Source organism: Pseudomonas sp. SG20052 (genome assembly GCF_031766055.1).
Classification (GTDB): domain Bacteria; phylum Pseudomonadota; class Gammaproteobacteria; order Pseudomonadales; family Pseudomonadaceae; genus Aquipseudomonas; species Aquipseudomonas mandelii.
In genome coordinates this window covers 2248474-2275469 of the sequence record NZ_CP134498.1, presented here as the reverse complement: position 1 = coordinate 2275469, position 26996 = coordinate 2248474, and the positions used below count along the sequence as shown (strand labels likewise).

25 protein-coding genes are annotated in these 26996 nt (G+C 61.5%); 17 read left to right on the top strand and 8 right to left on the bottom strand.

Translation table 11 applies throughout. The features are described 5' to 3' along the window. On the bottom strand, positions 1-546 hold the full coding sequence (locus RHP74_RS10300) for a cytochrome b (protein ID WP_010458769.1): 546 nt from the start codon (positions 544-546) through the stop codon (positions 1-3). Further along, positions 543-1634, bottom strand: coding sequence for a catalase family peroxidase (locus tag RHP74_RS10295; protein WP_077749755.1), 1092 nt, complete (start codon positions 1632-1634; stop codon positions 543-545). The genes RHP74_RS10300 and RHP74_RS10295 overlap by 4 nt, the downstream gene beginning before the upstream one ends. A gap of 158 nt (positions 1635-1792) precedes the next feature. Here RHP74_RS10295 and RHP74_RS10290 point away from each other — a divergent pair, with 158 nt between their 5' ends. After that, positions 1793-2299 carry an RNA polymerase sigma factor gene (locus RHP74_RS10290; RefSeq protein WP_010458766.1) on the top strand — a complete coding sequence of 169 codons (507 nt, stop codon included), beginning with the start codon at positions 1793-1795 and terminating at the stop codon, positions 2297-2299. Then, positions 2296-3048 carry an anti-sigma factor gene (locus RHP74_RS10285; protein ID WP_102595255.1) on the top strand — a complete coding sequence of 251 codons (753 nt, stop codon included), beginning with the start codon at positions 2296-2298 and terminating at the stop codon, positions 3046-3048. Before RHP74_RS10290 ends, RHP74_RS10285 begins: the two co-directional genes overlap by 4 nt. 64 nt (positions 3049-3112) lie before the next feature. Here RHP74_RS10285 and RHP74_RS10280 read toward each other — a convergent pair whose 3' ends face one another. Continuing rightward, on the bottom strand, positions 3113-3949 hold the full coding sequence (locus RHP74_RS10280) for an IclR family transcriptional regulator (protein WP_311099235.1): 837 nt from the start codon (positions 3947-3949) through the stop codon (positions 3113-3115). 244 nt (positions 3950-4193) lie between these two features. Here RHP74_RS10280 and RHP74_RS10275 point away from each other — a divergent pair, with 244 nt between their 5' ends. The 8 genes from RHP74_RS10275 (at position 4194) to RHP74_RS10240 (ending at position 12458) form a co-directional block, all read left to right on the top strand. Continuing rightward, on the top strand, positions 4194-5213 hold the full coding sequence (locus tag RHP74_RS10275; RefSeq protein ID WP_311099233.1) for an ABC transporter ATP-binding protein: 1020 nt from the start codon (positions 4194-4196) through the stop codon (positions 5211-5213). After that, complete coding sequence (locus RHP74_RS10270) at positions 5210-6079, top strand: ABC transporter permease (protein WP_282411192.1); 870 nt, start codon at positions 5210-5212, stop codon at positions 6077-6079. Before RHP74_RS10275 ends, RHP74_RS10270 begins: the two co-directional genes overlap by 4 nt. A 6-nt stretch (positions 6080-6085) precedes the next feature. Further along, positions 6086-6880 carry an ABC transporter permease gene (locus RHP74_RS10265; protein WP_010458756.1) on the top strand — a complete coding sequence of 265 codons (795 nt, stop codon included), beginning with the start codon at positions 6086-6088 and terminating at the stop codon, positions 6878-6880. A 7-nt stretch (positions 6881-6887) separates the two neighbouring features. After that, positions 6888-7178, top strand: coding sequence for a (2Fe-2S)-binding protein (locus RHP74_RS10260; RefSeq protein WP_010458754.1), 291 nt, complete (start codon positions 6888-6890; stop codon positions 7176-7178). A 154-nt stretch (positions 7179-7332) separates the two neighbouring features. Continuing rightward, on the top strand, positions 7333-8688 hold the full coding sequence (locus tag RHP74_RS10255; RefSeq protein WP_311099231.1) for an FAD-dependent oxidoreductase: 1356 nt from the start codon (positions 7333-7335) through the stop codon (positions 8686-8688). Further along, positions 8685-9800 (top strand): FAD-dependent oxidoreductase, encoded by a 1116-nt coding sequence (locus RHP74_RS10250; protein ID WP_311099230.1) that lies wholly within the window; start codon positions 8685-8687, stop codon positions 9798-9800. Before RHP74_RS10255 ends, RHP74_RS10250 begins: the two co-directional genes overlap by 4 nt. 18 nt (positions 9801-9818) lie before the next feature. After that, positions 9819-10865, top strand: coding sequence for an ABC transporter substrate-binding protein (locus tag RHP74_RS10245; RefSeq protein WP_077749751.1), 1047 nt, complete (start codon positions 9819-9821; stop codon positions 10863-10865). A 276-nt stretch (positions 10866-11141) separates the two neighbouring features. Then, positions 11142-12458 (top strand): leucine-rich repeat-containing protein kinase family protein, encoded by a 1317-nt coding sequence (locus RHP74_RS10240; protein WP_311099227.1) that lies wholly within the window; start codon positions 11142-11144, stop codon positions 12456-12458. Positions 12459-12595: 137 nt separating this feature from the next. On the opposite strand, the gene RHP74_RS10235 is transcribed toward RHP74_RS10240, so the two are convergent. Beyond that, positions 12596-13303: a YebC/PmpR family DNA-binding transcriptional regulator gene (locus tag RHP74_RS10235; RefSeq protein WP_010458744.1), complete on the bottom strand. Its 708-nt coding sequence runs from the start codon at positions 13301-13303 to the stop codon at positions 12596-12598. A gap of 231 nt (positions 13304-13534) precedes the next feature. On the opposite strand from RHP74_RS10235, the gene RHP74_RS10230 reads away from it, so the two are divergent. Next, complete coding sequence (locus RHP74_RS10230; protein WP_172790586.1) at positions 13535-14845, top strand: type VI secretion system Vgr family protein; 1311 nt, start codon at positions 13535-13537, stop codon at positions 14843-14845. A 164-nt stretch (positions 14846-15009) separates the two neighbouring features. On the opposite strand, the gene RHP74_RS10225 is transcribed toward RHP74_RS10230, so the two are convergent. Beyond that, complete coding sequence (locus RHP74_RS10225) at positions 15010-16329, bottom strand: MFS transporter (protein ID WP_311099224.1); 1320 nt, start codon at positions 16327-16329, stop codon at positions 15010-15012. A gap of 269 nt (positions 16330-16598) precedes the next feature. Between RHP74_RS10225 and RHP74_RS10220 the strand changes: the two genes are divergently transcribed. After that, entirely contained in the window at positions 16599-17471 is an 873-nt protein-coding gene (locus tag RHP74_RS10220) for a LysR family transcriptional regulator (RefSeq protein WP_311099222.1), read from the top strand. A gap of 120 nt (positions 17472-17591) precedes the next feature. Here the strand turns inward: RHP74_RS10220 and RHP74_RS10215 are convergent, their stop codons facing one another. Further along, a complete protein-coding gene (locus tag RHP74_RS10215; protein WP_010458735.1) occupies positions 17592-18455 on the bottom strand; it encodes a LysR substrate-binding domain-containing protein in 864 nt (287 codons plus the stop codon). Positions 18456-18570: 115 nt separating this feature from the next. Here RHP74_RS10215 and RHP74_RS10210 point away from each other — a divergent pair, with 115 nt between their 5' ends. From RHP74_RS10210 to RHP74_RS10200, 3 genes are all read left to right on the top strand, one after another. Then, positions 18571-19680, top strand: a complete 1110-nt coding sequence (locus RHP74_RS10210) for a 2-aminoethylphosphonate--pyruvate transaminase (protein ID WP_077749746.1) — start codon at positions 18571-18573, stop codon at positions 19678-19680. Between the two features lie 125 nt (positions 19681-19805). Then, positions 19806-20633 (top strand): phosphonoacetaldehyde hydrolase, encoded by an 828-nt coding sequence (gene phnX / locus RHP74_RS10205; protein ID WP_145309552.1) that lies wholly within the window; start codon positions 19806-19808, stop codon positions 20631-20633. Between the two features lie 189 nt (positions 20634-20822). After that, positions 20823-21371 carry a cytochrome b gene (locus tag RHP74_RS10200; RefSeq protein ID WP_083377193.1) on the top strand — a complete coding sequence of 183 codons (549 nt, stop codon included), beginning with the start codon at positions 20823-20825 and terminating at the stop codon, positions 21369-21371. A gap of 29 nt (positions 21372-21400) precedes the next feature. On the opposite strand, the gene RHP74_RS10195 is transcribed toward RHP74_RS10200, so the two are convergent. Further along, positions 21401-22327: a pyridoxal-phosphate dependent enzyme gene (locus RHP74_RS10195; RefSeq protein WP_311099218.1), complete on the bottom strand. Its 927-nt coding sequence runs from the start codon at positions 22325-22327 to the stop codon at positions 21401-21403. Between the two features lie 190 nt (positions 22328-22517). Next, positions 22518-24557, bottom strand: a complete 2040-nt coding sequence (locus tag RHP74_RS10190) for an NADPH-dependent 2,4-dienoyl-CoA reductase (protein WP_311099217.1) — start codon at positions 24555-24557, stop codon at positions 22518-22520. A 208-nt stretch (positions 24558-24765) separates the two neighbouring features. On the opposite strand from RHP74_RS10190, the gene RHP74_RS10185 reads away from it, so the two are divergent. Together RHP74_RS10185 and RHP74_RS10180 are read left to right on the top strand one after the other, a co-directional pair. Beyond that, positions 24766-25896, top strand: a complete 1131-nt coding sequence (locus tag RHP74_RS10185; protein WP_311099215.1) for a nitrilase-related carbon-nitrogen hydrolase — start codon at positions 24766-24768, stop codon at positions 25894-25896. A gap of 3 nt (positions 25897-25899) precedes the next feature. After that, on the top strand, positions 25900-26940 hold the full coding sequence (locus RHP74_RS10180; RefSeq protein WP_010458719.1) for an AraC family transcriptional regulator: 1041 nt from the start codon (positions 25900-25902) through the stop codon (positions 26938-26940). The last annotated feature ends 56 nt before the right edge of the window (positions 26941-26996 follow it).

Below are 26996 nucleotides of genomic sequence, written 5' to 3'. Positions count from 1 at the left end.
TCAGCCGCGATCCTTCCCGCGCAACATGCTGTCCAGCACATCATCACGCCGCACCCAACCGTGAAACAACGCTGCCGCCAGATGCAGCAACACGGTCAGAAACAGCAAGTACGCCAGATACCCGTGAGCCTTGCGCAAAAACGCAAACATCTGCGCATTGGCGGGCAGGATCGACGGCAACTGGAACGAATTGCTGAGCATTACCGGATCCCCGGCCGCTGAAATCATCGCCCAGCCCAGCAGCGGCAAAATGAACATCAGTGCGTACAACAAGACATGCGAAGCCTTCGCCGCCAGTGCCTGCCATCCGGGCAAATCCGCCGGCAATGGTGGTTGCCGAGTGGAAAAACGAACGACCAGGCGCACGATCACCAGCAGCAGAATCGCAATCCCCAACGGTTTGTGCAGATGGATCAGCCACTCATGCCGCTCGGACACCGAGGCCACCATGCCTGCGCCGATAAACAGCATTGCAATGACCATCAGCGCCATCAGCCAATGCAGCAGCCGCGCCAACGGCGCGAAATGATTCGGTTGAGCACTCATTGATGAGCCTCCTGTTTAGCGTTGGCGGCAGGCAACTGTTTGACTTCACTGGTGCGGCGCAGATAGGAACTGGCGTACCCCGCCGAGCGAGCGGCGAGCAATGGGTCGTCGGAGCCTTCGATACCGGCCGGCAATACGAGCGGGTCATAGTTGATGTCGCGGCATTCGCCATCGAGTTGCGGCTGGGTGCGTTCCAGCACCAAGGTGCCGGCATTCACCACTTTGCGACCGTCAGGCCAGGCCTTGCTGGCGTCGTTGACCGGATCACCGGGGTTAGCCAGGGTGATGTTCAACTGCCAACGCAGCGGCCCGGCGGATAAACGCTGAACCAGGTCTTTTTCAAGAAAGTCAGCCCCTTCAGGCGCCGTGGCACCCGCAGCATCCTGGGCAACCGGCGTCATGCTCCAGCGCACCGCTTGGCGCTGGCCGGCAGCGTTCACCAGGTAAAACGCGTTAACGCTGTTGTACGTCTCCGTCGCATAGCTGGCCGACGGCTTGGCCGTCTTGATCCAGGCCAGGAATGGCGCGGCTTCCGGGTGAGCGCCAAAGAACGCCGGAACCGCCGCAGGATTGGGCTTGCCGGTGGCCGGATCCGGCGATTGCGCTTGCTGCAATTGATAGAACGCTTCAGGCGTACCCACCGGGAACACCGGCATGCTGTTCATCCCGGTGCGCCATTGCTGGCCGTTGGCCTGGGTAAAACGCAACGCCATGCTGCGGATCGGCACGCTGCTGTCCGGCGCGTAGGGATTACCCGCAGGCAAGGCAAAACGCCCGACCACAGGGGTCTGCGCCTCGTTGAAGACCTGGGCGCTGGAATAGCTGCGCGCCTCGCCACTGCTTTCGAAATGCCCGATCACGCACACCCCTTTTGAGTGGTTACGACGAAATCCGGGGTGCACACCGTTGTTGGTTTCCAGCACATTGATCAGCTTTTTCGGCGTCAGGCGGTGTGGGTCGAGCGTGCCGTTGACGTAGGCAAAAGCACCGGCCAGCGCCGCGACTACCACGGCAATGCCGCCCAGGCGTAACGTCAGGCTTGCAGCACTCAGCGGTGGCCGGGTGGGCGGTGATGAACGATCTACCATGAATGACTCCAGGGCCATCGGCCACAAGTGAGAAGAACCAAGCAGACGTACGCCACAGCGCTTTATTCCATCGCCCGGTATTTATTTTTCCGGACGTGGAATAACCTCCAATGCCGGGCGTCTTCCTAGTCCACAGCGTAGTGACTAGTCAGAACTTCATGAACGATATCGACGAACAACTCAGAGAAATCATTCCCAGGTTGCGACGGTTTGCCGTGTCGCTGACCCGCAATCCCAGCAGCGCCGACGATCTGGTGCAGTCGAGCCTGGAGCGCGCCCTGTCGAGCTGGGGCGACAAACGCCCAGAGGGCGACTTGCGCGCGTGGTTGTTTTCGATCCTTTATCGGCAGTTTCTCGACGCCCACCGACGCTCCCGGCGTTATGCGCGGATGCTCGAATTCTTTACCGGTCGTGACGATGCGCAACCGTCGGTAGAACGTACCGTGCTCGCCCAATCGACTCTGCAAGCCTTCGACCAACTCACCACCGAACAGCGCGCGCTGCTGCTCTGGGTGTCGGTGGAAGGTTTGAGTTATAAAGAGGTCGCCGAGATTCTCGACGTCCCCACCGGCACCGTGATGTCCCGCCTGTCCCGCGCCCGTCAGGCCCTGCGCCAACTCAGCGACGGCGAAATCACCAGCCCTTCTCTGCGGATACTCAAATGATCAGCATGCCCCCGAGCGAACGCGACCTGCACGCCTACGTCGATCATCAACTCAATGACGCCGACCGACGCCTGGTCGAGACTTACCTGGCCAGCAACCCTCAAACCGCCGCGCAAGTGCGCGCCTGGCAGCAGGACGCCCAGCACCTGCGCGCGGCCATGAGCGGCGCGTTGCACCATACGGCCAACCCGGATCTCGACCCGGCGCTGATTCGCCAGCGGATCAAACGCCAGTCGCGCCGTCATCTGGCCAGCGCCGCGGTGCTCTTGATCGCCGTCAGCGTCGGTGGACTGAGCGGCTGGCAGGCGCGGGAAATGACACTGGTCAGCGCGCAACCGCCGATGACCGATGCCCTGCAGGCTTACCGCTTGATCGCCCAGCAAGGCATTCTGCCGGCCGACTTCAAGGTCAGCGACGACGGTGACATGCAGGCCTGGCTCGACCGTTATTTCACCCGCGCCAACCGACTGCCGGACCTGACGGATTCGGGGTACAAGCCGGTCAGTGGTCGCTTGCTCAGCACCGAGCAAGGGCCGGCAGCGATGGTGGTTTACGAAGACCAGGGCGGTCACAAGATCAGCTTCTACGTGCGACCACCAGGACCGAAAAACAACCTGCTGCCTCGGGGCAGTCGCAGCGATGGCGAGTTGCAGGCCGAGTATTGGTCCGGCGCCGGCTACAACTATGCGATGGTCAGCCCGAGCGATACACCGGCGGCGCAGAAGCTCAAGCAAACCACCCAATTCTGACCACCACCGCATTCCCCTTGAGGCTCACTCATACAGGGGAGCGGCGGTTATTTGGAGAATGTGCTCAGCCCTGCCCGAACACCTGCGAAGGCCTTCGCAGCAGCGGATCAAACGGATTGATCCGCGGCCCGATCAGCGCCGCTTCGCGCTTGAGCATCTCCACCACCGTCGGCAAACGATCCGGCCCCAGGCGATCACTCACCGTGGCCACGCTCAACGCCGCCACGGCCCGTCCTTCCCGATCCAGAATCGGCACCGCCACGCCGGCCATGCCTTGCAGTACGCCAGTGTTGCGCCCGGCGTAACCCAGCGTGCGCACGTTCTCGACTTCCGAACGCAGGAACACCTCGTCGTACAGGTGAAAATCCTTGAGCCGCGGCAAGTTGTAATGGATCACCGTATCGCGCTCTTCTTCCGGCAGAAACGCCAGAATCGCCAGACTGCCCTGGCCGACGCCCAGCGCCACCCGCCCGCCGATATCACCGGTAAAGGTGCGGATCGGAAACGGCCCTTCACTGCGGTCCAGGCAGATTGCATCAAACCCGCTGCGCGCCAGTAAAAACAACGAATCCCCCAACGAAGCCGACAGTCGCAGCAACGACGGTCGCACCAGTTCGCGCAGATTCCCGGTGTTGCCGGCCCGCGCCGCCAACGCAAAAAAATCCAGGCTCAAGCGATAGCGTTTGCTGCGAGCGTCCTGTTCGACCATGCCTTCGTCCATCAGGCTGCGCAACAAACGGTGCGTGGTCGGTTGCGACAGGCCGATACGCTGGGCCAGTTGGGTCACACGCTCCCCGCCCTCGACGGCGTCACCCAGACTGCGCAACACGGCAAACAGTCTGGACACAGCCCCGACACCGACTTCATTTTTGTTTTCATTCCGATCAGTGGAATCAGGCATGTGATTACTCGACAAAAAATTTACTCACCGAATGAAACTGAAAATAGTCATCGCTTCAGTGAAATAGGCCATTGAGCCCATCCTATTCTTCGTCCTACTCTGCGTCCAGACAGGGGCGATTCGAACAACAGCGGCAGCCGACTGAAGTCGAGCGCCAACGCACCCCGCAACATCTTTTCGTATCTGCCCATACAAAAAAGCGCGCCTTCGGGCGACGCATAACAATCTCAGGTGGAGCGCAGTCATGGCTTTTGTGCAACTTGAAGGACTCGGCAAACGTTACGGCGAGATCGACGCCGTCGTCGCCACCAACCTCTCGGTCGAGAAAGGCGAGTTCGTGTCCCTGCTCGGCCCCTCCGGCTGCGGCAAAACCACCACCCTGCAAATGATCGCCGGCTTCGTCGAAGTCAGCAGCGGACGCATCCTGCTCGACGGTCGCGACATCACCCACGCCAAACCCGCCAGCCGTGGCTTGGGCGTGGTGTTCCAGAGTTACGCGCTGTTCCCGCACATGACTGTCAAAGACAACGTCGCCTTCGGCCTGCGGATGCGCAAAGTGCCAGGCGCCGAGTTGCAGCAACGGGTGGATCGGGTGTTGAAACTGGTGCGCCTGAATCAGCACGCCGAGCGTTACCCACGGGAACTCTCCGGCGGCCAGCGTCAGCGTGTCGCGCTGGCCCGGGCGCTGGTGATCGAGCCTCCCGTGCTGCTGCTCGATGAACCGCTGTCCAACCTCGACGCCAACCTGCGCGAAGAGATGCAGTTCGAGATCCGCCGCATCCAGCGTGAAGTCGGGATCACCACGTTGATGGTCACCCACGATCAGTCCGAAGCGCTGTCCATCAGCGACCGCGTGGTGGTGATGCAGGCCGGGCGCATCACCCAGATCGACGCGCCCTACACCCTTTATGAACACCCACGCACCGAGTTCATTTCCGGGTTCGTCGGCAAAGCCAATTTGCTGCCCGGCGAGCGTGATGGCGCGGGCGTGGTCCAGGTGCAAAGGGGCGGTGAACTGACCCTGAGTCTGCGCCCGGAAAAAATCGATCTGCAGGAGCACGGCCAAGGTCGGCTGCAAGGCCAGATCGTCAGCCGTTTCTTCCTTGGCAGCCAATGGTTGTACGGCGTCTCGACGACCTTGGGCGAACTCAGCGTGGTGCGCCGCAACGACGGCTCGGCACCCTTGACCGAAGGCACAGCAGTCGGACTCGATTGGGACGCGACCTTGCTGCGGGTATTGAGCGTGGATGAGGTGCCGGCATGAGTACGCTTGCTGCCATTCGCCAGGGACGCCAGGGGTATTGGCTGTCGGCACCGGCCCTGGCGTTGTACCTCGGCCTGCTGATCATCCCGCTGCTGCTGACTCTGGTGCTGTCGTTCAACGTCTTCGATTACAGCTCGGGGATCAACGGCGACGCCTTCACCCTCGACCACTACAGCAGCTTGCTGGGCGATCCGTACTTCTACGAGATCTTCCTGCGCACGATGTGGATCAGCGCCCTGACCACCCTGCTCTGCGTAGTGATCGGCGTACCCGAGGCCTACATCCTCAGCCGCATGGGCGCACCCTGGCGCTCGATTTTCCTGATTCTGATCCTCACGCCGCTGCTGATTTCGGTGGTGGTGCGTGCCTTCGGCTGGAGCCTGCTGCTGGGTGCCGACGGGCTGGTCAATCAGACCCTGCAAGCCTTTGGTGGCTCACCGGTGAAGTTGCTGTACACGCCGTTCGCGGTGGTGATTGCGCTGGTGCACGTGATGCTGCCGTTCATGATCATTCCGGTGTGGACCTCGCTGCAAAAACTCGACCCCGCCGCCGAGCAGGCCGCGCTGTCGCTGGGCGCCAGCCACTTCACGGTGATGCGCCAGGTGGTGTTGCCGCAGATCATGCCCGGCGTGCTCTCGGGCACCTTGATTGTGTTTGGTCTGGCCGCCAGTTCGTTCGCCATTCCCGGTCTGCTCGGCGGACGTCGCTTGAAGATGGTCGCCACGTTGATCTACGACCAATACCTGTCGGAGCTCAACTGGCCGATGGGCGCGGCCATCGCGGTCGCGCTGCTGTTGCTCAACCTGCTGATCATGCTGTCGTGGAACCGGATGATCGAAGGCCGCTACAAGAAGTCATTGGGATAACTCGTCATGTCCAAGAACGGTCCTTTCGCCCTGCTGTTCCATGCCCTGGTGGTGCTGTTCATGCTCGCGCCGCTGGTGGTGGTGTGCCTCGTGGCCTTCACCCCGGAAAACACCCTGAGCCTGCCGACCACCGAGTTTTCATTGCGATGGTTTCGTGCGGTGTTCGAGCGTGCCGACTTTATCGATGCGTTCTACAACAGTCTGATCCTGGCGTTCTGCGCGGCCAGTATTGCCACGCTGATTGCGGTGCCGGCGGCGCTGGCGATCACGCGTTTCGAGTTCCCAGGACGGGACTTTCTCAACGGCCTGTTTCTGTCACCGATCATCATTCCGCACCTGGTATTGGGCGTGGCGTTGTTGCGTCTGTTTGCGCTGATGGGCGTCAACGGCAGTTTCGCCTGGCTGATCTTCGCTCATGTGCTGGTGATCACGCCGTATGTGCTGCGCCTGGTGTTGGCGTCGGCCATTGGCCTGGACCGCAGCGCCGAACACGCCGCGCAGTCGCTGGGTGCCGGACGCTTCACGCTGTTCCGGGAAATCACCTTGCCGATGATTCTGCCGGGGGTTGCCGGGGGCTGGCTGCTGGCGTTCATCAACAGTTTTGACGAGGTCACGCTGTCGATCTTCGTCACCTCGCCGGCCACGCAAACCCTGCCGGTGCGCATGTACGTCTACGCCACCGAGTCCATCGACCCGATGATGGCGGCGGTGTCGGCATTGGTGATCGGCCTGACCGCGCTGACCATGATTCTGCTCGATCGGGTGTACGGCCTGGATCGGGTTCTGGTGGGTAAACAATGAGGGCGCCATGGCTCTGCTGAAACGACTGGCCGAAGGCGATCGCCCGGCTGTGGAATTTACCCTGGACGGCGAACCGGCCAGCGGCCTGCTCGGCGATACCTTGCTGACCGCAGTGCTGACTTGCAGCGAACACCTGCGCGGCAGCGACTTCAGCGCCGAACCCCGCGCCGGTTTCTGCCTGATGGGCGCCTGTCAGGACTGCTGGGTCCGCCTGGGCGACGGCCGCCGCGTGCGGGCCTGCTCGACGCTGCTCGAAGCTGGCCAACAAATAAGCCGCGAACCGGGACGCACCCTATGAATACATTGACTACCCGCAGAACCGGAATCCCCTTTGGGAGCGAGCCTGCTCGCGAAAGCGGTTTGTCTGCCAACACATCTGTTGAATGTGCCGCCACCATCGCGAGCAGGCTCGCTCCCACAGGGGATTTGCAGTGCTCATGGATGAGGTGGGTATGAAGGCTGTGGTCATCATTGGCGCAGGCCCGGCAGGGATTCGTGCGGCGCAGACGTTGGTGGCGCATGGTGTTCGTCCGGTGCTGCTGGACGAAGCGGCGCGCGGTGGCGGGCAGATTTATCGACGTCAGCCGGAGAATTTCAAACGCTCGGCGGTCAAGCTGTACGGCTTTGAAGCGCGCAAGGCCAGTGCCTTGCATCAAACGATCGACACGCTACGCGGGCAACTCGACTACCGCCCCGAGACGCTGGTGTGGAACGCCGAAGACGGTGCGCTGGACACGGTGCATGAGGGCCGAGCCTCACGACTGGAATTCTCCCGAGTGATTGTCGCCACGGGGGCCACCGACCGGATTCTGCCGGTGTCAGGCTGGACGCTACCGGGTGTCTACAGCCTTGGCGCAGCGCAGATCGCGCTCAAGTTTCAGGGCTGCGCCATCGGTGAGCGGGTGGTGTTCGCTGGCAGCGGCCCATTGCTGTACCTGGTGGCGTATCAATACGCCAAGGCCGGTGCGAAAGTGCTCGCGGTGCTCGACAGCTCACCCTTCAGCGCTCAGGCCCGCGCCCTGCCCGGCCTGCTGTCGCAACCGGCCACACTCGCCAAAGGCATTTATTACCGCAGCTGGCTGACCGCCCACGGCATCCCGGTGCATCAGGGCGCAACCCTCAAACGCATCAATGGCGAACAGCGCGTGCAATCAGTGGATTGGTCCAACGCCAAAGGCGAACATCTGCTCGATTGCGACGCGGTTGCTTTCGCCCACGGCCTGCGCAGTGAAACCCAACTCGCCGATTTGCTCGGCTGTGAATTCGCCTGGAACCCACTCAACCGCGCCTGGCTACCGCAACGTGACCCCGCCGGTCGCAGCAGTGTCGCCGAGGTTTATCTGGCCGGTGATGGCGCCGGCATCATGGGCGCCGACGCCGCTGAAATGGCGGGCGAACGGGCGGCGCTGGCGTTGCTCGAAGACATCGGTTACCTGATTCCGCCAAAACATCCCGACCACCTTGAACGCGCCCTGCAGCGCATCGGCGAATTCCGCAACGGACTGGAGCGCGCCTTCGCCTTCCCCGAGCACTGGGCCAGCGAAACCGCCGATGAGGTGATCGTCTGCCGTTGCGAAGAAGTGCTGGCCGGCGACATCCGCCAGGTGGTGCGCGAAGGTCACTGGGAAATCAATCGGGTCAAGGCGCATTGCCGCATTGGCATGGGCCGTTGTCAGGGGCGCATGTGCGGCGCCGCAGCGGCGGAAATCATCGCCTGCGAAAGCCGGCGCCCGGTCTCGGACATCGGTCGCTTGCGGGCGCAGGCGCCGATCAAACCACTGCCGTTTGGCCTGGAGGTCAAGGCATGATCGAAGTCGATGCAGTGATCATTGGCGGCGGCATTGTCGGGGCCTCGGCCGCGCTGTTCCTGAGCAAGGCCGGCCGGCGCGTTGCACTGCTGGAGCGCGACTTTTGCGGCTCGCATTCCAGCGGCGTGAATTACGGCGGTGTTCGGCGTCAGGGGCGCCCACTGTCGCAATTGCCGCTGTCGCAACGGGCTCACGAGCTCTGGGGACAGTTGCCGCAACTGATCGGCATCGACGGCGAATATCAACGCAGCGGTCATTTGAAACTGGCCCGCAGCCTCAACGATCTGCACGCCTTGCAGCACTATGCCGTCAGCAGCCAGGGCTTCGGCCTTGATTTGCAGCTGCTCGACCGCCATGAATTGCGCGCGCGGTTTCCGTGGGTCGGCGACGTCGCGGCCGGCGCATCGTTTTGCCCGGACGACGGCCACGCCAACCCGCGCCTGGTGTCCCCCGCCTTTGCTCAAACGGCCCGTCGGCACGGCGCGCAAGTCCATGAACAATGCGCCGTCACAGCGGTAGAACACGACGGTCAGCGCTTTCGCGTCCGCACGCAAACCGGCCTCGAATTGCACGCGCCCTGGCTGCTGAACTGCGCCGGGGCCTGGGCCGGACGCCTGGCTGAACAATTCGGCGAAGCGGTGCCGATGCACGCCGGCCACCCGGCGATGCTGGTCACCGAGCCGTTGCCATGGGTGATGAATGCCAGCACCGGCGTCGAGGGTGGCGGCATCTATGCGCGTCAGGTGGCACGTGGCAATTGCGTGCTCGGTGGCGGCCAGGGTTTTGCCCTCGATGACGCTCGCGCACGCCCCGGCCAACACGCCGTGATCGAGATCCTGCGCCAGGCCGTCGAACTCTACCCGTTTCTTCAAGGCGCCCAGGCGATTCGCACCTGGAGCGGTACCGAAGGCTACTTGCCTGATCGCCAACCGGTGATCGGTCATAGCAGCACTCAACCCGGTCTGTTGCACGCCTTCGGCTTTGCCGGTGCGGGTTTCCAGATCGGTCCTGCGGTGGGCCAGGCGCTCACCGAGATCATCTGCAGTGGCGCCTCCAAGACGCCACTGGATGCGTTTTCCATCACCCGGTTTCACTCCATCTCCGTTGCTTGATAGAGGAAGGTCGCGCCAATGAATAACGTCAAACGCACTGCACTGCTCGGTTTCTCCTGTCTGACTGCCCTGCTCACGGTCACCCAGGCACAGGCCGAACCCACGCTTTATCTCGGCATGAACGGCGGGACCATGGAGCGGCTCTACGCCGACAAGGTGCTGCCGGTGTTCGAGAAAGCCAACAACGTCAAAGTGGTGATCGTACCTGGGACTTCCGCCGATATCCTGGCCAAGGTCCAGGCCAGCAAAGGCAACCCGCAGATGCACGTGATGTTTCTCGACGACGGCATCATGTACCGCGCCATCGCCATGGGCTTGTGCGACAAACTCGAAGACAGCGCACCGCTGGCGCAGATTCCGGCCAAGGGTCGCATCAAGGATCAAGCGGTGGCGGTCAGCCTCGGCGTGACCGGGCTGGCGTACAACACGCGTCTGTTCAAGGAAAAAGGCTGGGCGGCGCCGACCTCGTGGATGGACATGGCCGACCCGCGCTTCAAGGACAAGCTGGTGTTCCAGTCGATGGCCTCCTCGACCTTCGGCCTGCATGGCTTCCTGATGTTCAACCGGATTCAGGGCGGCAGCGAAACCGACGTCGAGCCGGGCTTCAAGGCCTGGCCGAACACCGTCGGCCGCAACGTACTGGAATACATTCCGAGCTCGGCGAAGATTTCCGAAATGCTCCAGACCGACGAAGCCGCACTGTTCCCGCTGACCCCGACCCAAGTCACTGCGCTGAAACTCAAAGGCATGCCGGTGGAATACGCGCAGCCCAAGGAAGGCGCCGTGGTGCTCAACGTGGCCGAGTGCGCCATCGCCAACAACACGCAGCCGGAACTGGCGCAGAAACTCGCGGCGTTTTTGCTGACGCCGCAAGCCCAGGCCACGGCGCTGGAGGATGGCGACCAGATCCCGTCCAACCCGAATACGCCGACCACCGACAAAACCCGGGGTCAGGTCGAGGCGATGAAACAGTATCTGACCACCGCGATTGCCGTTGACTGGGACCAGGTCAATGAGCAGCGCCCGGCGTGGAATGCACGGTGGAATCGCAGTATCGAGCGGTAGTGACTGACCCAACAGAATCTGCCGAACACCACACCCCTGCGGCGAGTTAGCTTGTCGGAACGCCGCATCACCCCGTTGGACTGCGAAGCAGCCCAACGGGGCATTCTGCTGAGGGGCGAGCGCCCATTATCCCTCGGAAGGTTTGTTGCACACGGTTGGTGGAAGTCGGGCCGCCGTAAATTGTGTATTGCAGCACCGGCTGCACACCTTTGCCGCTATCATGTCGCCCATTTCCAAGCCCCCGCGCCCTCCCCTCGATCAATAGCGAACCCGCCCATGGATACCCTTGCCCAACTGCGCGCCGGTCAACTGACAGGTATCACCCGCCTGGACCTGGCCTGCGGCCTGACTGAATTTCCGCGAGAAATCTTCGACCTGGCGGACTCGCTGGAAGTGCTCAACCTCAGCGGCAACGCCTTGAGCCGGCTGCCAGATGATCTGCACCGCCTGACCCGCTTACGTGTGCTGTTTTGCTCGGACAACCTGTTCACCGAACTGCCCTCGTGCCTCGGCCAATGCACCGCATTGACGATGATCGGCTTCAAGGCCAATGCCATCGAGACGGTGCCCGCCGCTGCGCTGCCGCCATTGCTGCGTTGGCTGATCCTGACCGATAACCGCCTCAGTGAATTGCCCGCCGAGTTGGGTCAGCGCCCACACCTGCAAAAACTCATGCTCGCCGGCAATCGCTTGCAGCGCCTGCCCGAAAGCCTGAGCCAATGCCATCGACTCGAACTGATCCGCATCGCCGCCAATCAACTGACTGAGCTGCCCGAGTGGCTGCTGACCCTGCCAAGCCTGACCTGGCTGGCCTATGCCGGTAACCCGCTGGAAACCGAAGCCGATGCCGCAGCCCTCGATGCCACGGCGAGTATTGCGTGGTCCGAGCTGCGCCTGGAGCAACAGTTGGGCGAAGGTGCTTCGGGAGTTATTCATCGGGCGGCGTGGGAGCAACCGGGTCAACCGGCCACCCAGGTTGCGGTCAAACTCTACAAAGGCGAAATGACCAGCGACGGTTCACCGCTGCACGAAATGAACGCCTGCATTACCGCCGGTCTTCACCCCAATCTGATCCGGGTCGAAGGCCGAATCGTCGGGCATCCCGAGGAGCAGGCCGGGCTGGTGATGCAACTGATTGATCCGAGTTATCGCAACCTGGCCGGGCTGCCGAGCCTGGCGTCCTGTACCCGTGACGTCTATGCCGATGGCACCCGTTTCAGTGCGCACGTAGCACTGCGCATGGCCCGCGCAATCGCCTCGGTGGCCGAGCATCTGCATCACCAGGGCATCACTCATGGCGATCTCTATGGCCACAATATTTTGTGCAACGAGCACGGTAATTGCCTGTTGGGGGACTTTGGCGCGGCGTCTTTCCATGCGACGTGCGACAGCCTTGAAAGCCGTGCGCTGCAACGGATCGAAGTGCGGGCATTCGGGGTGTTGCTGGGGGAATCGCTGGAGCGGATCGACTCGGGGTTGAGTGATGAAAGGCGTTTGCAGCTGGAGGCGTTGCAGCAGCGCTGCTGCCAGCCGCAGGTGCTGGCGCGGCCGGGGTTCAGTGAGATAGGACAGGCGTTAGCCGCGTTCAACTGAGCTAAAGGCAAGTACAAAACCTGTGGCGAGGGAGCTTGCTCCCGCTGGACGGCGCAGCCGTCCCAAAAACGACGGCTGCTGCGCACCCGAGCGGGAGCAAGCTCCCACGCCACAAATAGAATTACAACCGGTTCGGCTTAACCCGCCAAACCCACAAACATATCCTGCACATCATCATGGTTATCGAGGCCTTCCAGGAACGCCTCGACTTCAGCCATCTGCTCATCGCTCAAACCGCTTACCGGGTTTTTTGGCTGATACCCCAATTTGGCCGACAACACGGTAAAACCTTGCTCAGGCAGCGCTTTCTGAACGGCGTCCAGGTCCGCAGGGTCGGTCAGGAACAGGGTCGTGCCCTCTTCGTCTCCTGGCTCGAAATCCTGGGCTCCGGCTTCAATCGCAGCCATTTCCGGATCGGCGTCAGGGCTGTCCGGAGACGCTTCGATCATGCCCACATGGTTGAAGTCCCACGATACCGAACCGGAAGCGCCCAACTGGCCCTTGCGGAAAGCCACGCGGATTTCCGCGACGGTGCGGTTGATGTTGTCGGTGACGCATTCAACGATCAGCGGCACCTGATGCGGAGCGAAACCTTCATACGTCACACGATGGTATTGCACGGTTTCGCCCAACAGACCCGCGCCTTTCTTGATCGCACGATCCAGGGTTTCCTTGGGCATCGAGGCTTTTTTCGCCTGCTCGACCACCAGACGCAGGTGTGCGTTGGTGGCGGTATCGGCACCGTTGCGGGCAGCAATAGTGATTTCTTTCACCAATTTGCCGAAGATCTTGCCCTTGGCGTTAGATGCCGCTTCTTTGTGTTTAACCTTCCACTGTGCGCCCATTACTCACTCTCTTATCTGTGGCGCCGAGACATCTATTGGCCGACGCTTTGCGCAAGTTTATACGGCCTAAAGTTGGCAATCGACCAAAAAATCCACCCGGCTCACCGGCATGACCAATCGACTTCTTCACCGGCGGTTGTAGGGCGATTCTGAAATGTTCACTTGCGGTGACCATAAAGGTCCGTGGTTTCGTACCCTCTGCGCCCATATTCCATGGCAGAAGCGCGTTCGATGCACAACGACAAGGAAAGTCCCTACACCCTGACCCTCCTGGACAGTGGATTGACTCTGCAGGTGTTGCAGTTCAGTGGCCGAGAAAGTCTCAACCAGCCCTATCGTTTCGAGATCGAAGTAATCGGCCTGGCACCCGCCATGAACCTCGAGCAGTTGCTGCAGCAACCGGCGTTCCTGAGCCTGAGGGGTGACAGCGGCATTCACGGCATCTTGCACAGCGCCAGTCGCGAGCACCGTGGCCCGCACCGAATCGGCTACCATCTGGTGCTGGTGCCTTGGTTGCAGCAACTGGACCGACACCCTTGCCGTCGGGTTTTTCATCAACTCGACGCGCCCGCCATCCTGCGTCAGTTGCTCAGCGAAAACGCGATCGCCGAAGACAGCTTCCGTTTTGAACTGCCCAACGGACGCTATGCGGTGCGACCGTTCTGCATTCAGTTTGATGAGACCGACCTGGCGTTCCTGCAACGTCTCTGCGAAGAAGAAGGCATCCACTATCACTTCGAACATCAGCACGACGGCCATGTGCTGGTGTTGGCGGATGACAGCCTGAGCTTTCCCCAGGAACCGCTGCTGATGCCCTTTCACGGCGAGACGGCCGACCCCGCCAGCGTGCCGGTGATCACTGAGTTGTTCCAGCGCCATGCCTCGCCTGCACCGCAACAGCTCCAGCGCGAGCAATCGAGCCGTCGATCACTGGAACGGCTGCGCTGCCGGCATCGGCAGATTCAGGGGCAGAGCAATCACAGTGATTTGCGCGGCGGATGCATCGTGCAAGTGTCGGAACATCCCATCGCGAACTTCAACGACCAATGGCTGCTGACCGAGATCCGGCATCAGGGCCGACAGCCGTCGATTCTCGCCGAGGACACCGCCGACAAGCTCCGGCGTTACAGCAATCAGTTCAGCGCGATTCCGTGGTCCACGGTGTTCCGGCCAGCGCTCACACAGGCCAGACCGAGCATTCCGGGCTATCAGAAGGCGCGAGTGCTGGGCGCTGTCGGGCAACCCGCGGTGCTGGATGCTCAAGGGCGGATTGAGGTCCGGTTGTGGCCCACCGCGCAAGCCGACGACAAGGAATCTACCGGCCTCTGGCTACCCGTGGCCCTCGCCGCACCGGACGGTCGGATCGACCCGTCCAGGCTGCCGCTCGCCGGCACTGACGTGCTCATCAGTTTTCTCGACAGCGACCCGGATCGTCCTGTGTTGTGTGCGGCGGCCAGCAACCCGCCAGCGCCTCGACCCACTCGCCAGCCACGCAGCGATGGCCTTCTGTTGCTCGATTGGCTGGTCAACCGTCGGGACTGATCAGCCCTTGTCAGCCTTGCCAGCCGCCGCGAACCTGGTCAGGCGCACATCCACAGCGCTTTCGCGAGCAAGCTTCGCTCCTGCAGGTTCCTGTATGTTTTTACGGCACGCAGGACCAAGCCTCCAGCGCCTGTTCCAGCCAGAAAGGTCTCATCGGTTTTTCCTCAGGTACGCAGGGGTTTTACGGTCATCGCCTGGTTAGGCACGGAAGCGCTTTCGACGCGCAGGCCAGCCGGACGGCTGTTCCAGTGGGGGATCAGCACCAGGGCGGAAAACAATGCGCAGCCGGCGAAGACGATGAACACGGTGACCGAGTCGAAGTAACCCGGCAGCAATCCGCCGAGAATCGCCCCGACCGAGCCGCAACCGTTGACGAACCCGGCGGCCGTGGCGCCCGCCTTGGCGGTGCCGAAATCAATCGCTGCCGCCCCGCTGATCATCGAATCCGGCCCGTACAAGGTCAGGCCCATGACAAACAGCAGCGCCACCACCCACAACACGCTGCCGGTGTGCAGAGCGCCCATGAACAGCGCCAGGGAAACGGTCAATGCCAACAGACTGATCACGCAGGCCGGCATGCGCCGGGCGCCGAACAGTTTGTCCGAGGCCAGCCCGAGCAGGATCGGCCCCAGCAGCCCGGCCAGTTCAAACGCGGTAGGAATGATTGCCGCGCCCACTTTGCCCACCGAGGGCATCTGCTCGAAGACGATCACCGGCCCCCAGAGCAGAATCGCGTAGCGCGCCGGTTTCAACAGGAAATACGCCAGGCCCAATACCAGCACCGTGCGGTTGCGCAGGATTTCCTTTAACGGTTCAAGCACGCTGGTCTTGCTTTGCGCGCAGTCCTCTTTCGTTGTCAGTTCCGGCTCCACTGCGGGCAAGCCGACGTCTTGCGGTTTATTGCGTTGGAAAATAAAAAACAGCACGGCGACCAGCCCAACCACCGCCGCACTGGAAATGAACGCCGCGTGCCAGCTGCCGATGAGCGTATACGCCCACCAGCCGGCAAACGGCGAGGCCACCAGACCTCCAAAGGCGTAGCAGGAACTCCACAGCCCCAGCACCCTTCCGCGCTGCCGGGCAGGGAAAAAACTGCCCATGTTCTTGCACAGCCCCGACCATCCGGTGGACTGCGCCAGGCCTTGAATCAGCATGCAGGTGGCAAAGATCGGTAACGTCGCGAAACTGCCCATCACCAGGGCGGCCGCCGCGGAAATGAGCAATCCGCCAAGCACCACGACCCGAGGGCCAAAGCGGTCGGCGAGGATGCCCCAAGTGAATTGACCGAAGGCGTAGGCGGTCAGGTAGAGGGCGTCGAGGTTGGCCATGGCCATTTTGTCGAGCATGAAGGTGGGGTCTTCGGCGATCCCCAGTTTGGCCACGGAAAAGGCTTTGCGGGTGAAGTAGAAAGCGGCGTAGGCGAGCCAGGTGATCGCGAAGATCTGCACGCGCCACCGCTTGATGGTGCCGATGGAGTTGTTCATTGTGATTTCTGACCTCAGGGTGTGAGTGTGCCGGCAGAAATTGAGAAATAACGCCTGTTTTTTTATTGTTGAGCACTTCGATACCGCTGCTTCCCTGAGGCGATACCGGTCAGATGAGGCCTGTAACTGCACGCGCAGGCTCATGGCCACCGACGCTGTTCGACTGACCAATCACCGGGGCTCAGTTCGATAAAAACAATTACTGATTAATAAGTGAAATCGATTTATCGTATTTCCAATATAGGCTCGGCTTGTTACTGGAGGTTTCGATGTCGGTTTCCCACGCCCAACTCAAAGCCTTCCACGCCGTGGCCATCCACGGAAGCTTTACCAAAGCCGCCGAGCGGCTTTTTCTTACGCAACCGGCGATTTCCGACCAAGTGCGCAAGCTCGAAGAGCGCTTCGGGGTGTTGCTGTTTCACCGCAACAAACGCTCGGTGCGCCTGACGGATCTGGGCGAGCGCTTGTTGAGCATTACCCAGCGCCTGTTCGTCATCGAGGACGAGGCGCAGGAGCTCTTGCATGACTCCCGGGCCTTGCAGACCGGCAGCCTGATTCTCGCGGTGGATGCGCCGGTGCACGTACTGCCGCAGATTGCGCGTTTCTGTGAACGCTACCCCGGCATCAGCGTAAAAATCGAAACCGGCAACACCGACGAGTCGCTGTTTCGCCTGTTCAACTATCAGGCCGACCTGGCGTTGCTCGGCCGGGATGTGAGTGACGAGCGGCTGATCTCGCTGCCGCTGCGCAATGACCCGATGGTGGCCTTCGTTTCACACAATCATCCGTGGGCGAATCGCGAATCGATTTGCCTGGCGGATTTACACGACACGCCCCTGGTGCTGCGGGAAATCGGTTCGGTGACGCGTCAGACACTGGAAGAGGAAATGGCCCAGGCCGGGTTTTCCATCCGCCCGGCGATCCAGGTTGAAGGCCGGGAAGCGGCGCGTGAGGCGGTGGTCGTGGGGATCGGGGTGGGCGTGGTGTCCGCCGCCGAGTTTGGCGCGGATTCGCGGGTGTGTGCGTTGCCGATTACCGATTGCACACGGCGCCTGACCGAAACGCTGGTGTGCTTGCGCGAGCAGAGTTCGCGGCGGGTGGTGGCGACGTTTCTGGAGATGGTGCGCGAGAGTCTGGTGTAGGCAGGTCTGGCCTCTTCGCGGGCAAGCCTCGCTCCCACAGGGGTTTATGCTGGCCACAGATCTTGTATACGACGCATAACCTGTGGGAGCGAGGCTTGCCCGCGAAGGCCGCGCCTCGGTTTATCGGATAGGCGCCAACTCAAAAAACGCCCGAATCAAACGCAAATCCCGCCGCCGTTCCATGCACCCGATCATGTGCCGGTTAACCAGCCCTTCACCCAAAATCGGCACTGCCGCCACCCGCGGGTCATGACTGACCTCAACCGAAGACACCACGCCAACCCCCAACTCGGCGGCCACGGCCTCGGTCACCGCCTCGCGACTGTCCAGCTCCAGCAACACCCTCGGGTTGACCGATGCCGACGCGCAAGCTTCATCGAATGTCCGCCGGGTAATCGAACTCGGCTCACGCAACACCATGATCACCTGATCCAGCTCCTTGAGCTTCACGCCCTTGGACGCCTTGGCCCAGGGATGACTGTCAGGCACCAGCGCGCAAATCCGTGATTCGCTCAACGCTTGCAGATGCAGGCCTTTGCGCGGCTCGACTTCAGTCAACACCGCCACGTCGGCATGCTCGGACAACAACGCTGCCAGGGTTTCCTGAGCATTGCCCAAGCGCAGATTCACGGTAATTCCGGGGTATCGCGCGCGCAGACTGGCGAGCATCGGCATCACCATGTGCGGCCCGTCCGCTGCGACTTCCAGGCGCCCGGTCAGCAACTGTCGATTCGCTTCCAGCAGCACTTGCGCTTCTTCGGCCAGGCCAAACATCGCCCGGGTGATCGCCGCCAGCTTGGTGCCCTCCTCCGTCAGCTCCACGCGTCGCGCGGTGCGGCGCAGCAAGGTGATTTGATAATGCTCCTCCAACGCCTTGATGTGCCCGGTGACCGCCGGTTGGCTGATGAACAGCCGCTCGGCCGCACGGGTGAAGCTGCCTTCGCGGGCCACGGCGTCGAAGGCTCGAAGCTGGAACAGGTTCATGAATAACTCTCACTGATGGCTGGCATAACAATAAACAATTTGATTGATAGCACCCGAAATTGCAATTTATGCCCCGTAGCTTCATCCCACAGAGAGCTTTTGCGAGGACACAAGAATGAGCACTGCCGAGCCAATCCTGCTCACCCCCGGCCCACTGACCACGTCGGCCCGCACCCGTCAGGCGATGATGGTCGACTGGGGTTCATGGGATGACCGCTTCAATCAACTGACCGCCAGCCTGTGCGAGCAATTACTGGCAATCATCAACGGCGGCGACAGCCACCACTGCGTGCCCTTGCAAGGCAGCGGTACGTTCGCGGTCGAAGCGGCCATCGGCACGCTGGTGCCTCGCGACGGCAAAGTGCTGGTGCTGATCAACGGCGCCTACGGCAAACGCCTGGCGAAAATCTGCGAAGTGCTCGGGCGCTCCTTCAGCACCTTCGAAACCGCCGAAGACGAACCGACCACCGCCGCCGACGTCGACCGTCTGCTGCACGCCGATGCCAGCATTACCCACGTTGCGCTGATTCACTGCGAAACCAGCACCGGCATCCTCAATCCGCTGCCGGAGATTGCCCACGTCATTGCGCAACACGGCAAACGCCTGATCATCGACGCCATGAGCTCCTTTGGCGCGCTGCCAATCGATGCGCAACAGGTGCCGTTCGACGCGCTGATCGCCGCCTCGGGCAAATGCCTGGAAGGCGTGCCGGGCATGGGTTTCGTCTTTGCCCGCAAAGACGCACTGGCCAACGCGGCTGGCAATTCGCACTCGCTGGCGATGGATTTGTTCGACCAGCACACCTACATGGCCAAGACCGGCCAATGGCGCTTTACGCCGCCCACCCATGTGGTCGCCGCGCTGCACGAAGCCTTGCTGCAATACAACGAAGAAGGTGGTTTGCCGGCGCGGCATCAGCGCTATGCCAACAACTGCCAGGTGCTGCTCGATGACATGGCCAAACTCGGCTTGCGCAGCTTCCTGCCCGCCGCGATCCAGGCCCCGATCATTGTCACGTTCCACGCGCCGAAAGACCCGCGCTATCAGTTCAAGGAGTTCTACGAACGCGTCAAGGCCAAGGGTTTCATCCTCTACCCCGGCAAATTGACCCAGGTCGAAACCTTCCGCGTCGGCTGCATCGGACACGTCAACCAAGCCGAGATGCACGCAGCGGTAGCGGCGGTCGCCGAAGTACTGCGCGAGATGGAAGTCCTCGAAATCTGAATGAGCAGGCACCGCTGATCCTGTAGGAGCGAGGCTTGCCCGCGAATGCAGACGACGCGGTTCTTCGAACACACCGAATTATCGTTCTTCGCGGGCAAGCCTCGCTCCTACAAGGGACACAACACATGAACTACAACAACCCAACCAAACTCCAGGCCGCCATCCTCGACTGGGCCGGCACCGTGGTCGACTTCGGCTCGTTCGCGCCGACGCAGATTTTTGTCGAAGCCTTCGCCGAGTTCGACGTCCAAGTCTCCATCGAAGAAGCCCGCGGGCCCATGGGCATGGGCAAGTGGGACCACATTCGCACCCTGTGTGATCAGCCGGAAGTTGCCGAGCGTTATCGCACCGTGTTCGGCCGCACCCCGACCGACGATGATGTCACCGCCATCTACAAGCGTTTCATGCCGCTGCAAATCGAGAAAATCGCCGAGCACTCGGCGCTGATTCCGGGTGCACTCGACACCATCGCCAACCTGCGTCAGCAAGGGATCAAGATCGGCTCCTGCTCCGGCTACCCGAAACAGGTCATGGACAAGGTGGTCGAACTGGCCGCCACCAACGGTTACGTGGCCGATCACGTGGTCGCCACCGACGAAGTGCCTAACGGCCGTCCATGGCCGGCACAGGCCTTGGCCAACGTGATTGCGCTGGGCATCGACGACGTCGCGGCCTGCGTGAAGATCGATGACACCGTGCCGGGTATTCTCGAAGGACGTCGCGCCGGCATGTGGACCGTGGCGCTGATCTGCTCCGGTAACGCGCTGGGGCTGGATTACAAAGGTTTCCGCGCCTTGGGCAGCGAGCAACTCGACAGTGAACGCAAACGCATCCACGCGATGTTCGAAGGTTCGCGGCCGCACTACATGATCGACACCATCACCGACTTGCCGCAAGTGATCGCCGACATCAATAAGCGTCTGGCCAAGGGTGAGATGCCACAAAGCAGTTGATAACGTTTACTGATTCATAAAAAAGCGCCAGCTCCGTTTCGGAACTGGCGCTTTTTTTGGGCGATCACTTGAGCCAGAGCATTGAATGCCCAAACAGCCACAGGCAAATCGACCAAAGCGGTTTACAGTTAAAAAACACCGTCGAACAAGAACGGTGGGCTTTTTGACCAGACCTGTGAGGAACACCGTATGCCCTGGAAGAACTCCGAATCACGCTACAGCACTGTATCGATCACGCTGCATTGGTTGATGCTGGTCCTGCTGGCGCTGGTTTACGCCTGTATCGAATTTCGCGGGATCTTTCCCAAAGGCAGCGGTGGCCGGACGCTGATCACCGAATCGCACTTCATGCTCGGCTTGACGGTGTTCGTATTGGTTTGGCTGCGGTTGTTCGCGCGCAGCCTGGGCCCGGCACCACAGATCTTCCCGGCCTCGCCCCGCTGGCAGACCGTGCTGGCCAGACTGATGCACTGGGCGCTGTACATTTTCATGATCGCGATGCCGATACTCGGTTGGCTGGTGACCAGCGCCAAGGGGCATCAGGTGATGTTTTATGGCGTTGACCTACCGCTGCTGATCCCGGAGGACAAGACGCTGGCCAAGCAAATCGAGGAATGGCATGAACTCGGCGGCACCATCGGCTATTGGCTGATCGGCCTGCACGCGGCGGCGGGGATTTATCACCACTATGTGGTGCGCGATAACACGCTGCTGCGGATGATGCCCAAGCGCGGGTGAAAAACACTGATCCCTGTGGCGAGGGGGTTTCAGGTTTTCAAGCTGCCCCCCCGGCAGCCCTGCAATCCGCCCGTGTGGACGAAGATCAGCCGTGTGCCCTTTTCAAATGTTCCAGCCTCGACTTGCTGCTTGAGCATCAGCAGCGCCTTGCCGGTGTACAGCGGTTCGAGGGGAACTCCCGAAGCCTGTTCGGCCTGGTCGATGAAACTGAGCAGCAGCGGGTCGACTTTGGCAAAGCCACCACGGCTGGCATCGAACAGTTCGTAAGCCACGTCATGACTACCCGCCTCTCGGACAATCGATTCAACCTGCTGTGCCACACCATGATCGTCGGGCACCGCGAGCGCGCCATACACCGGGTGTTCGCCCGCCTCCGCCAGCATCAGGCCGGCCAGCGTCGTGCCGGTTCCGCAAGCCAGCCACCAACCGTCGTAATCGCTCCAGCCCAGGTCGCCGAGTTGATCGAGGACCATCGCCATCAACTGCCTGCAACCCCGCGCCCCCCGAAGACCGCCGCCCCCTTCAGGCACCGGATACAGGTCGGGATATTGCACCTGCCAGGGCAGCCAGAAGCCCGCTTCATGCCGCGCTCGATAACCGCCATAACCCAACCAGTGCAACTGCATGCCGAACGCTTGCAAGTCTTTCACCGTCGGTGTTTCCAGCGGATGACCGCGCAGCAGGCCGACCGTTTTGAAATCGAAACGTTTGCCGGCAGCTGCCAGTGCATGCAGATGATTGGAGTGGGCACCGCCGAGGCTGATGATGCCTTGGGCGCCGATCCGGTCAGCGGCGTTGAGGTGTTCGATGAGTTTGAACCACTTGTTGCCGCTGATCAGTGGGTCGATCCGGTCGAGACGCAAGATGGCGACTTCGATGCTGGCCGTGGTGAGCCAGTCGAGGTCAAGGGGCTGGAGCGGGGCTTGGGGTAGCCAGTCGTTGGGAGGGAGAAGCATCAATGCCGGCTCTGGGTGAAGAGTCGGCATCTTAGCAGCCAATGTGTGGCGAGGGAGCTTGCTCCCGCTCGGCTGCGCAGCGGCCGCAAAACTGGCGACAGTGATTAACCTGACACACCACGATCGCTGATAGAGGGAGTCCTTCGGACTCCAACGGGAGCAAGCTCCCTCGCCACAGGGATTGAGTTGCTTACAACTCAGCAGCCAACCGCGAACCCTGATTGATCGCGCGCTTGGCATCCAACTCCGCCGCCACGTCCGCGCCACCAATCAAATGCACGTTCTGCCCGGCAGCCACCAGACCCTCCTGCAATTCACGCAGCGGATCCTGCCCGGCGCAGATCACGATGTTGTCCACCGGCAGCACCTGCGGCTCACCGGTTTCGCCGATGCGGATGTGCAGGCCTTCATCATCAATCTTCAAGTATTCGACGCTGTTGAGCATCTGCACCTGCTTGTTCTTCAGACCGGTGCGATGAATCCAGCCCGTGGTTTTGCCCAGGCCGTCGCCGACTTTGGATTTCTTGCGTTGCAGCAGGAACACCTCGCGAGCCGGCGCATGGGGTTCAGCCTTGATGCCGGCAACACCGCCGCGCGCTTCAAGATGCGTGTCGATGCCCCACTCCTTCCAGAACGCATCGCGGTCCTGGCTGGTGGCCACGCCTTGGTGAACCAGGAATTCCGACACGTCGAAACCGATACCGCCTGCGCCAATTACCGCGACACGCTTGCCCACCGGTTTACGCTCGAGAATCACGTCCAGGTAGCTCAGCACCTTGGCGTTTTCAACGCCGGGAATCGCCGGGGTTCTTGGGGCGATGCCGGTGGCCAGGATGATTTCGTCGTAACCGCCCTCAACCAGTTTCGCCACGTCGACACGGGTGTTCAGGCACACCTCGACGTTGGTAGTTTGCAGTTTGCGGTTGAAATAGCGCAGGGTTTCGAAGAACTCTTCCTTGCCCGGCACACGCTTGGCAATGTTGAACTGACCGCCAATCTCGCTGGCCGAATCAAACAGCGTCACCGAGTGCCCACGCTCGGCCGCCACCGTGGCCGCGGACAGGCCCGCAGGACCGGCACCCACCACGGCGATTTTCTTGATCTGCTGCACCGGCAGGTAGTTGAGCTCGGTTTCATGGCAAGCACGGGGGTTCACCAGGCAGCTGGTCAACTTGCCGCCGAATGTGTGATCCAGGCATGCCTGGTTGCAACCGATGCAGGTGTTGATTTCGTCGCCACGGCCAGCGGCCGCCTTGTTGACGAAGTCCGGGTCGGCGAGGAACGGCCGCGCCATGGACACCATGTCGGCATCGCCTTCGGCCAGAATCTGCTCGGCCACTTCTGGCGTATTGATGCGGTTGGTGGTGATCAACGGAATGCTCACCGAACCACGCAGCCTGGCCGTGACTTTGCTGAACGCCGCACGCGGCACTTTGGTGGCGATGGTCGGAATCCGCGCTTCGTGCCAGCCGATGCCGGTGTTGATGATGGTCGCGCCGGCCTGTTCGATGGCTTTGGCCAGGGTCACGATCTCTTCCCAGCTGCTGCCGCCTTCCACCAGGTCGAGCATCGACAGGCGGAAGATGATGATGAAGTTCGGGCCGACCGCTTCGCGTACACGGCGGACGATTTCCACCGGCAGGCGCATACGGTTTTCGTAGCTGCCCCCCCAACGGTCGGTGCGGTGGTTGGTGTGGGCGGCGAGGAACTGGTTAATGAAATAACCTTCCGAACCCATGATCTCGACGCCGTCGTACTCGGCTTTTTGCGCCAGGGTCGAGCACGTGACGAAATCGCTGATCTGCTTCTCGATACCTTCCTCGTCCAGCTCTTTAGGCTTGAACGGGTTGATCGGCGCCTGAATGGCACTCGGCGCGACCTGTTTCGGGCTGTAGGCATAACGACCGGCGTGGAGGATCTGCATGCAGATCTTGCCGCCCGCCTCGTGCACTGCACGGGTCACGATCTGGTGCTTGAGCGCTTCTTCCTCGGTGGTCAGTTTGGCCGCGCCGGAATACACCCCGCCCTCATCGTTCGGACCAATGCCGCCGGTGACCATCAGGCCGACACCGCCGCGAGCACGCTCGGCGAAGTACGCCGCCATGCGTTCGAAACCACCAGGCTTTTCCTCAAGACCGGTGTGCATCGAACCCATCAGGGTGCGGTTGCGCAGCGTGGTGAAACCCAGGTCCAGCGGGGCCAACAGGTGCGGGTAATGAGCGGCGGCCATTTGTAACTCCACATCGAGCGATCACGGAAAAAATGCAGGAGCTCTTCGGCCCCCGTCAGTCATGTTGGACAGACTAAGAGTCGCGCCCCCGTCACTCAATGACCGAAACTGACAACTTATTGATCCAAATGTGCAGCGCCCCTTGGCAAGCGTCGGCATGGGCCCTACCCTAGTCGCGAACCCTGCACACGGCTGTCGACTGTTTTCCATGCGCAAACTTCTGTACCTGACTTTCTCCATGGCATTGATTGCCGCCCTCACGACCTACGCCATGTGGGCCGCGGACCGTCCGGTGGGTCATTACCTGTCGGACCTGCGCATCCAACTCGCGGTCGATCAAGGCACACCCGCCGATCGCGGCAATCTGCTGGGTATCCAGCCCGAGCTGTTTCCCACCGACTATCAAAGCCCCGAACGCCTGCACCGCAAGCTCGCCGCCTATTTGCAGCAGGCCCAGGACCAGGGCTTGCTCAATGAAAAGACCATCGTCGTGCTGCCCGAACATATCGGCACCTGGCTGATGGTCAGCGGCGAGAAAGATGAGCTGTACCAGGCGACCACACTTGAGGAAGCCATGAACTGGCTGGCGGTGAGCAATCCTGTGCAGTTCGTCCGTGCGTTGATCAGCGCCAAGGGCGACAGTCGTCTCGATGACGCTCACTTGCGAATGAAGGCCAAAAGCATGGCCAAGGACTATCAGGCACTGTTCGGGGGGCTGGCGAAGGCGTTCAACGTGACCCTGGTGGCCGGCACTATCGTGCTGCCCGAACCGAGCATCATCGACGGAACACTGAAAGTCGGCCGCGGTGCGTTGTACAACAGCAGCGTGGTGTTCGGTCGCGACGGTGTGCCAATCGGCCAGCCGCAACGCCAGATGCATCCGGTCTTTGCTGACCATGATGTCATCCAGGCCAATGGCGAGCATACGCTCAACGTTGTCGACACACCGGCTGGACGCTTGGGCATACTGATCGGCAGCGACAGCTGGTACCCGGACAACTACCGCAAACTCGACGCACAGGGCGCCCATTTGGTGGCTGTTCCGGCGTATATCGTTGGCCGCGACACCTGGGACAAACCGTGGCGGGGTTACAAGGGGCTGTCGACGCCCAGCTCCGTCAGCCTCAAGGCCGGTGAACTCAGTGAAGGCCAGGCCTGGCACCGTCTGACATTGACCGGCCAGCCGCCCAGCAGCCAGGCCATTGCCGGCATGAGCGTGTTCCTGCGCGGTCAATTCTGGGACAAGGGCAGCGCGGGTCAAAGTTTTCTCAGCAACAACGGGCAGCAGTTCGCCGACGGCAACGCCCGTGGCGCGCGTTTGCTGAACCTCTGGTTGTAACCCATGAAACCGCTGCCGATGCGCCTTGGGGATCTGTCGGTGGGCTTTGTTCACAGCCTGGCCGACGCCGTGCGCAGCCACGGTGTGGACCCGCAACCGTTGCTTGAGCAATACGGCCTCGATGCCGCGCGCCTGGCCGAAGCGGGGGCCCGGCTGTCGATCCCGCGCTACATGCGCCTGGGCCACGGAGCCATTCAACTGACCGATAACCCGGCGCTGGGTTTGCGCATGGGCCAGCTCAGTCGTCTGAGTCAGGCCGGCCTGGCCGGAGTCACCGCCGCCCAGGCGCCGACGGTTCGCGAAGCGGCGCGCTGCCTGATTCGTTTTGAAGCCCTGTATGGCTCCAACTACCGTGGTCAATCGAGCTTTCATGAAGACGCTCAGGGCGCGTGGCTGCGTTTCTATTCCATCAGTCCCTACAACGCCTACAACCGCTTCGTGGTGGATTCGATCATCGCCGGGTGGTTGCAGCAATTGTCCAGCGTGAGCCCTGCCCCGCTACGCGCCGAACGGATCGAGATTGAGTTTGCCGAACCGGATTATCGTGAAGCATATGCCGCGCTGGGCGATTGTCCGATTCAGTTCGGCGCCGAACAGAATCAACTGCGCCTGAGCCTGGCCAGCCTCGCCCAGCGCAACCCGGAGCACTGCCCGAGTACCTGGCGACACTTGCTGCAACTCTGTGAGCGGGAACTGGAGCAACTGACACGCACCCGCAGCCTGCGTGAACGCATCACTCAGTTGCTGGGGCCATTGCTCAATGGTGGCCGGGAACCCGACCTGGAAGAAGTGGCGGCACGCCTGAAGCTGCCGACCTGGACCTTGCGTCGCAAACTCGCCGAGGAAGGCACGCAATTTCGCGCCATTCTCAATGACACGCGCCGCGACCTGGCCATGACCTACATTCGCGACACGGAACTGGCGTTCGGTGAAATCGCCTACCTGCTGGGTTTTGCCTCAGCCGAAGCTTTCCAACGCGCCTTCAAACGCTGGAACGGCCAGACACCCGGCGAGTTTCGCCGCAGCCATCGCCAATCCGCGTGATGCTCAAAGCTCTGTAGCGTCTTCTGCTGGCTCCAATGGGTCCAGTTCAAATGCCT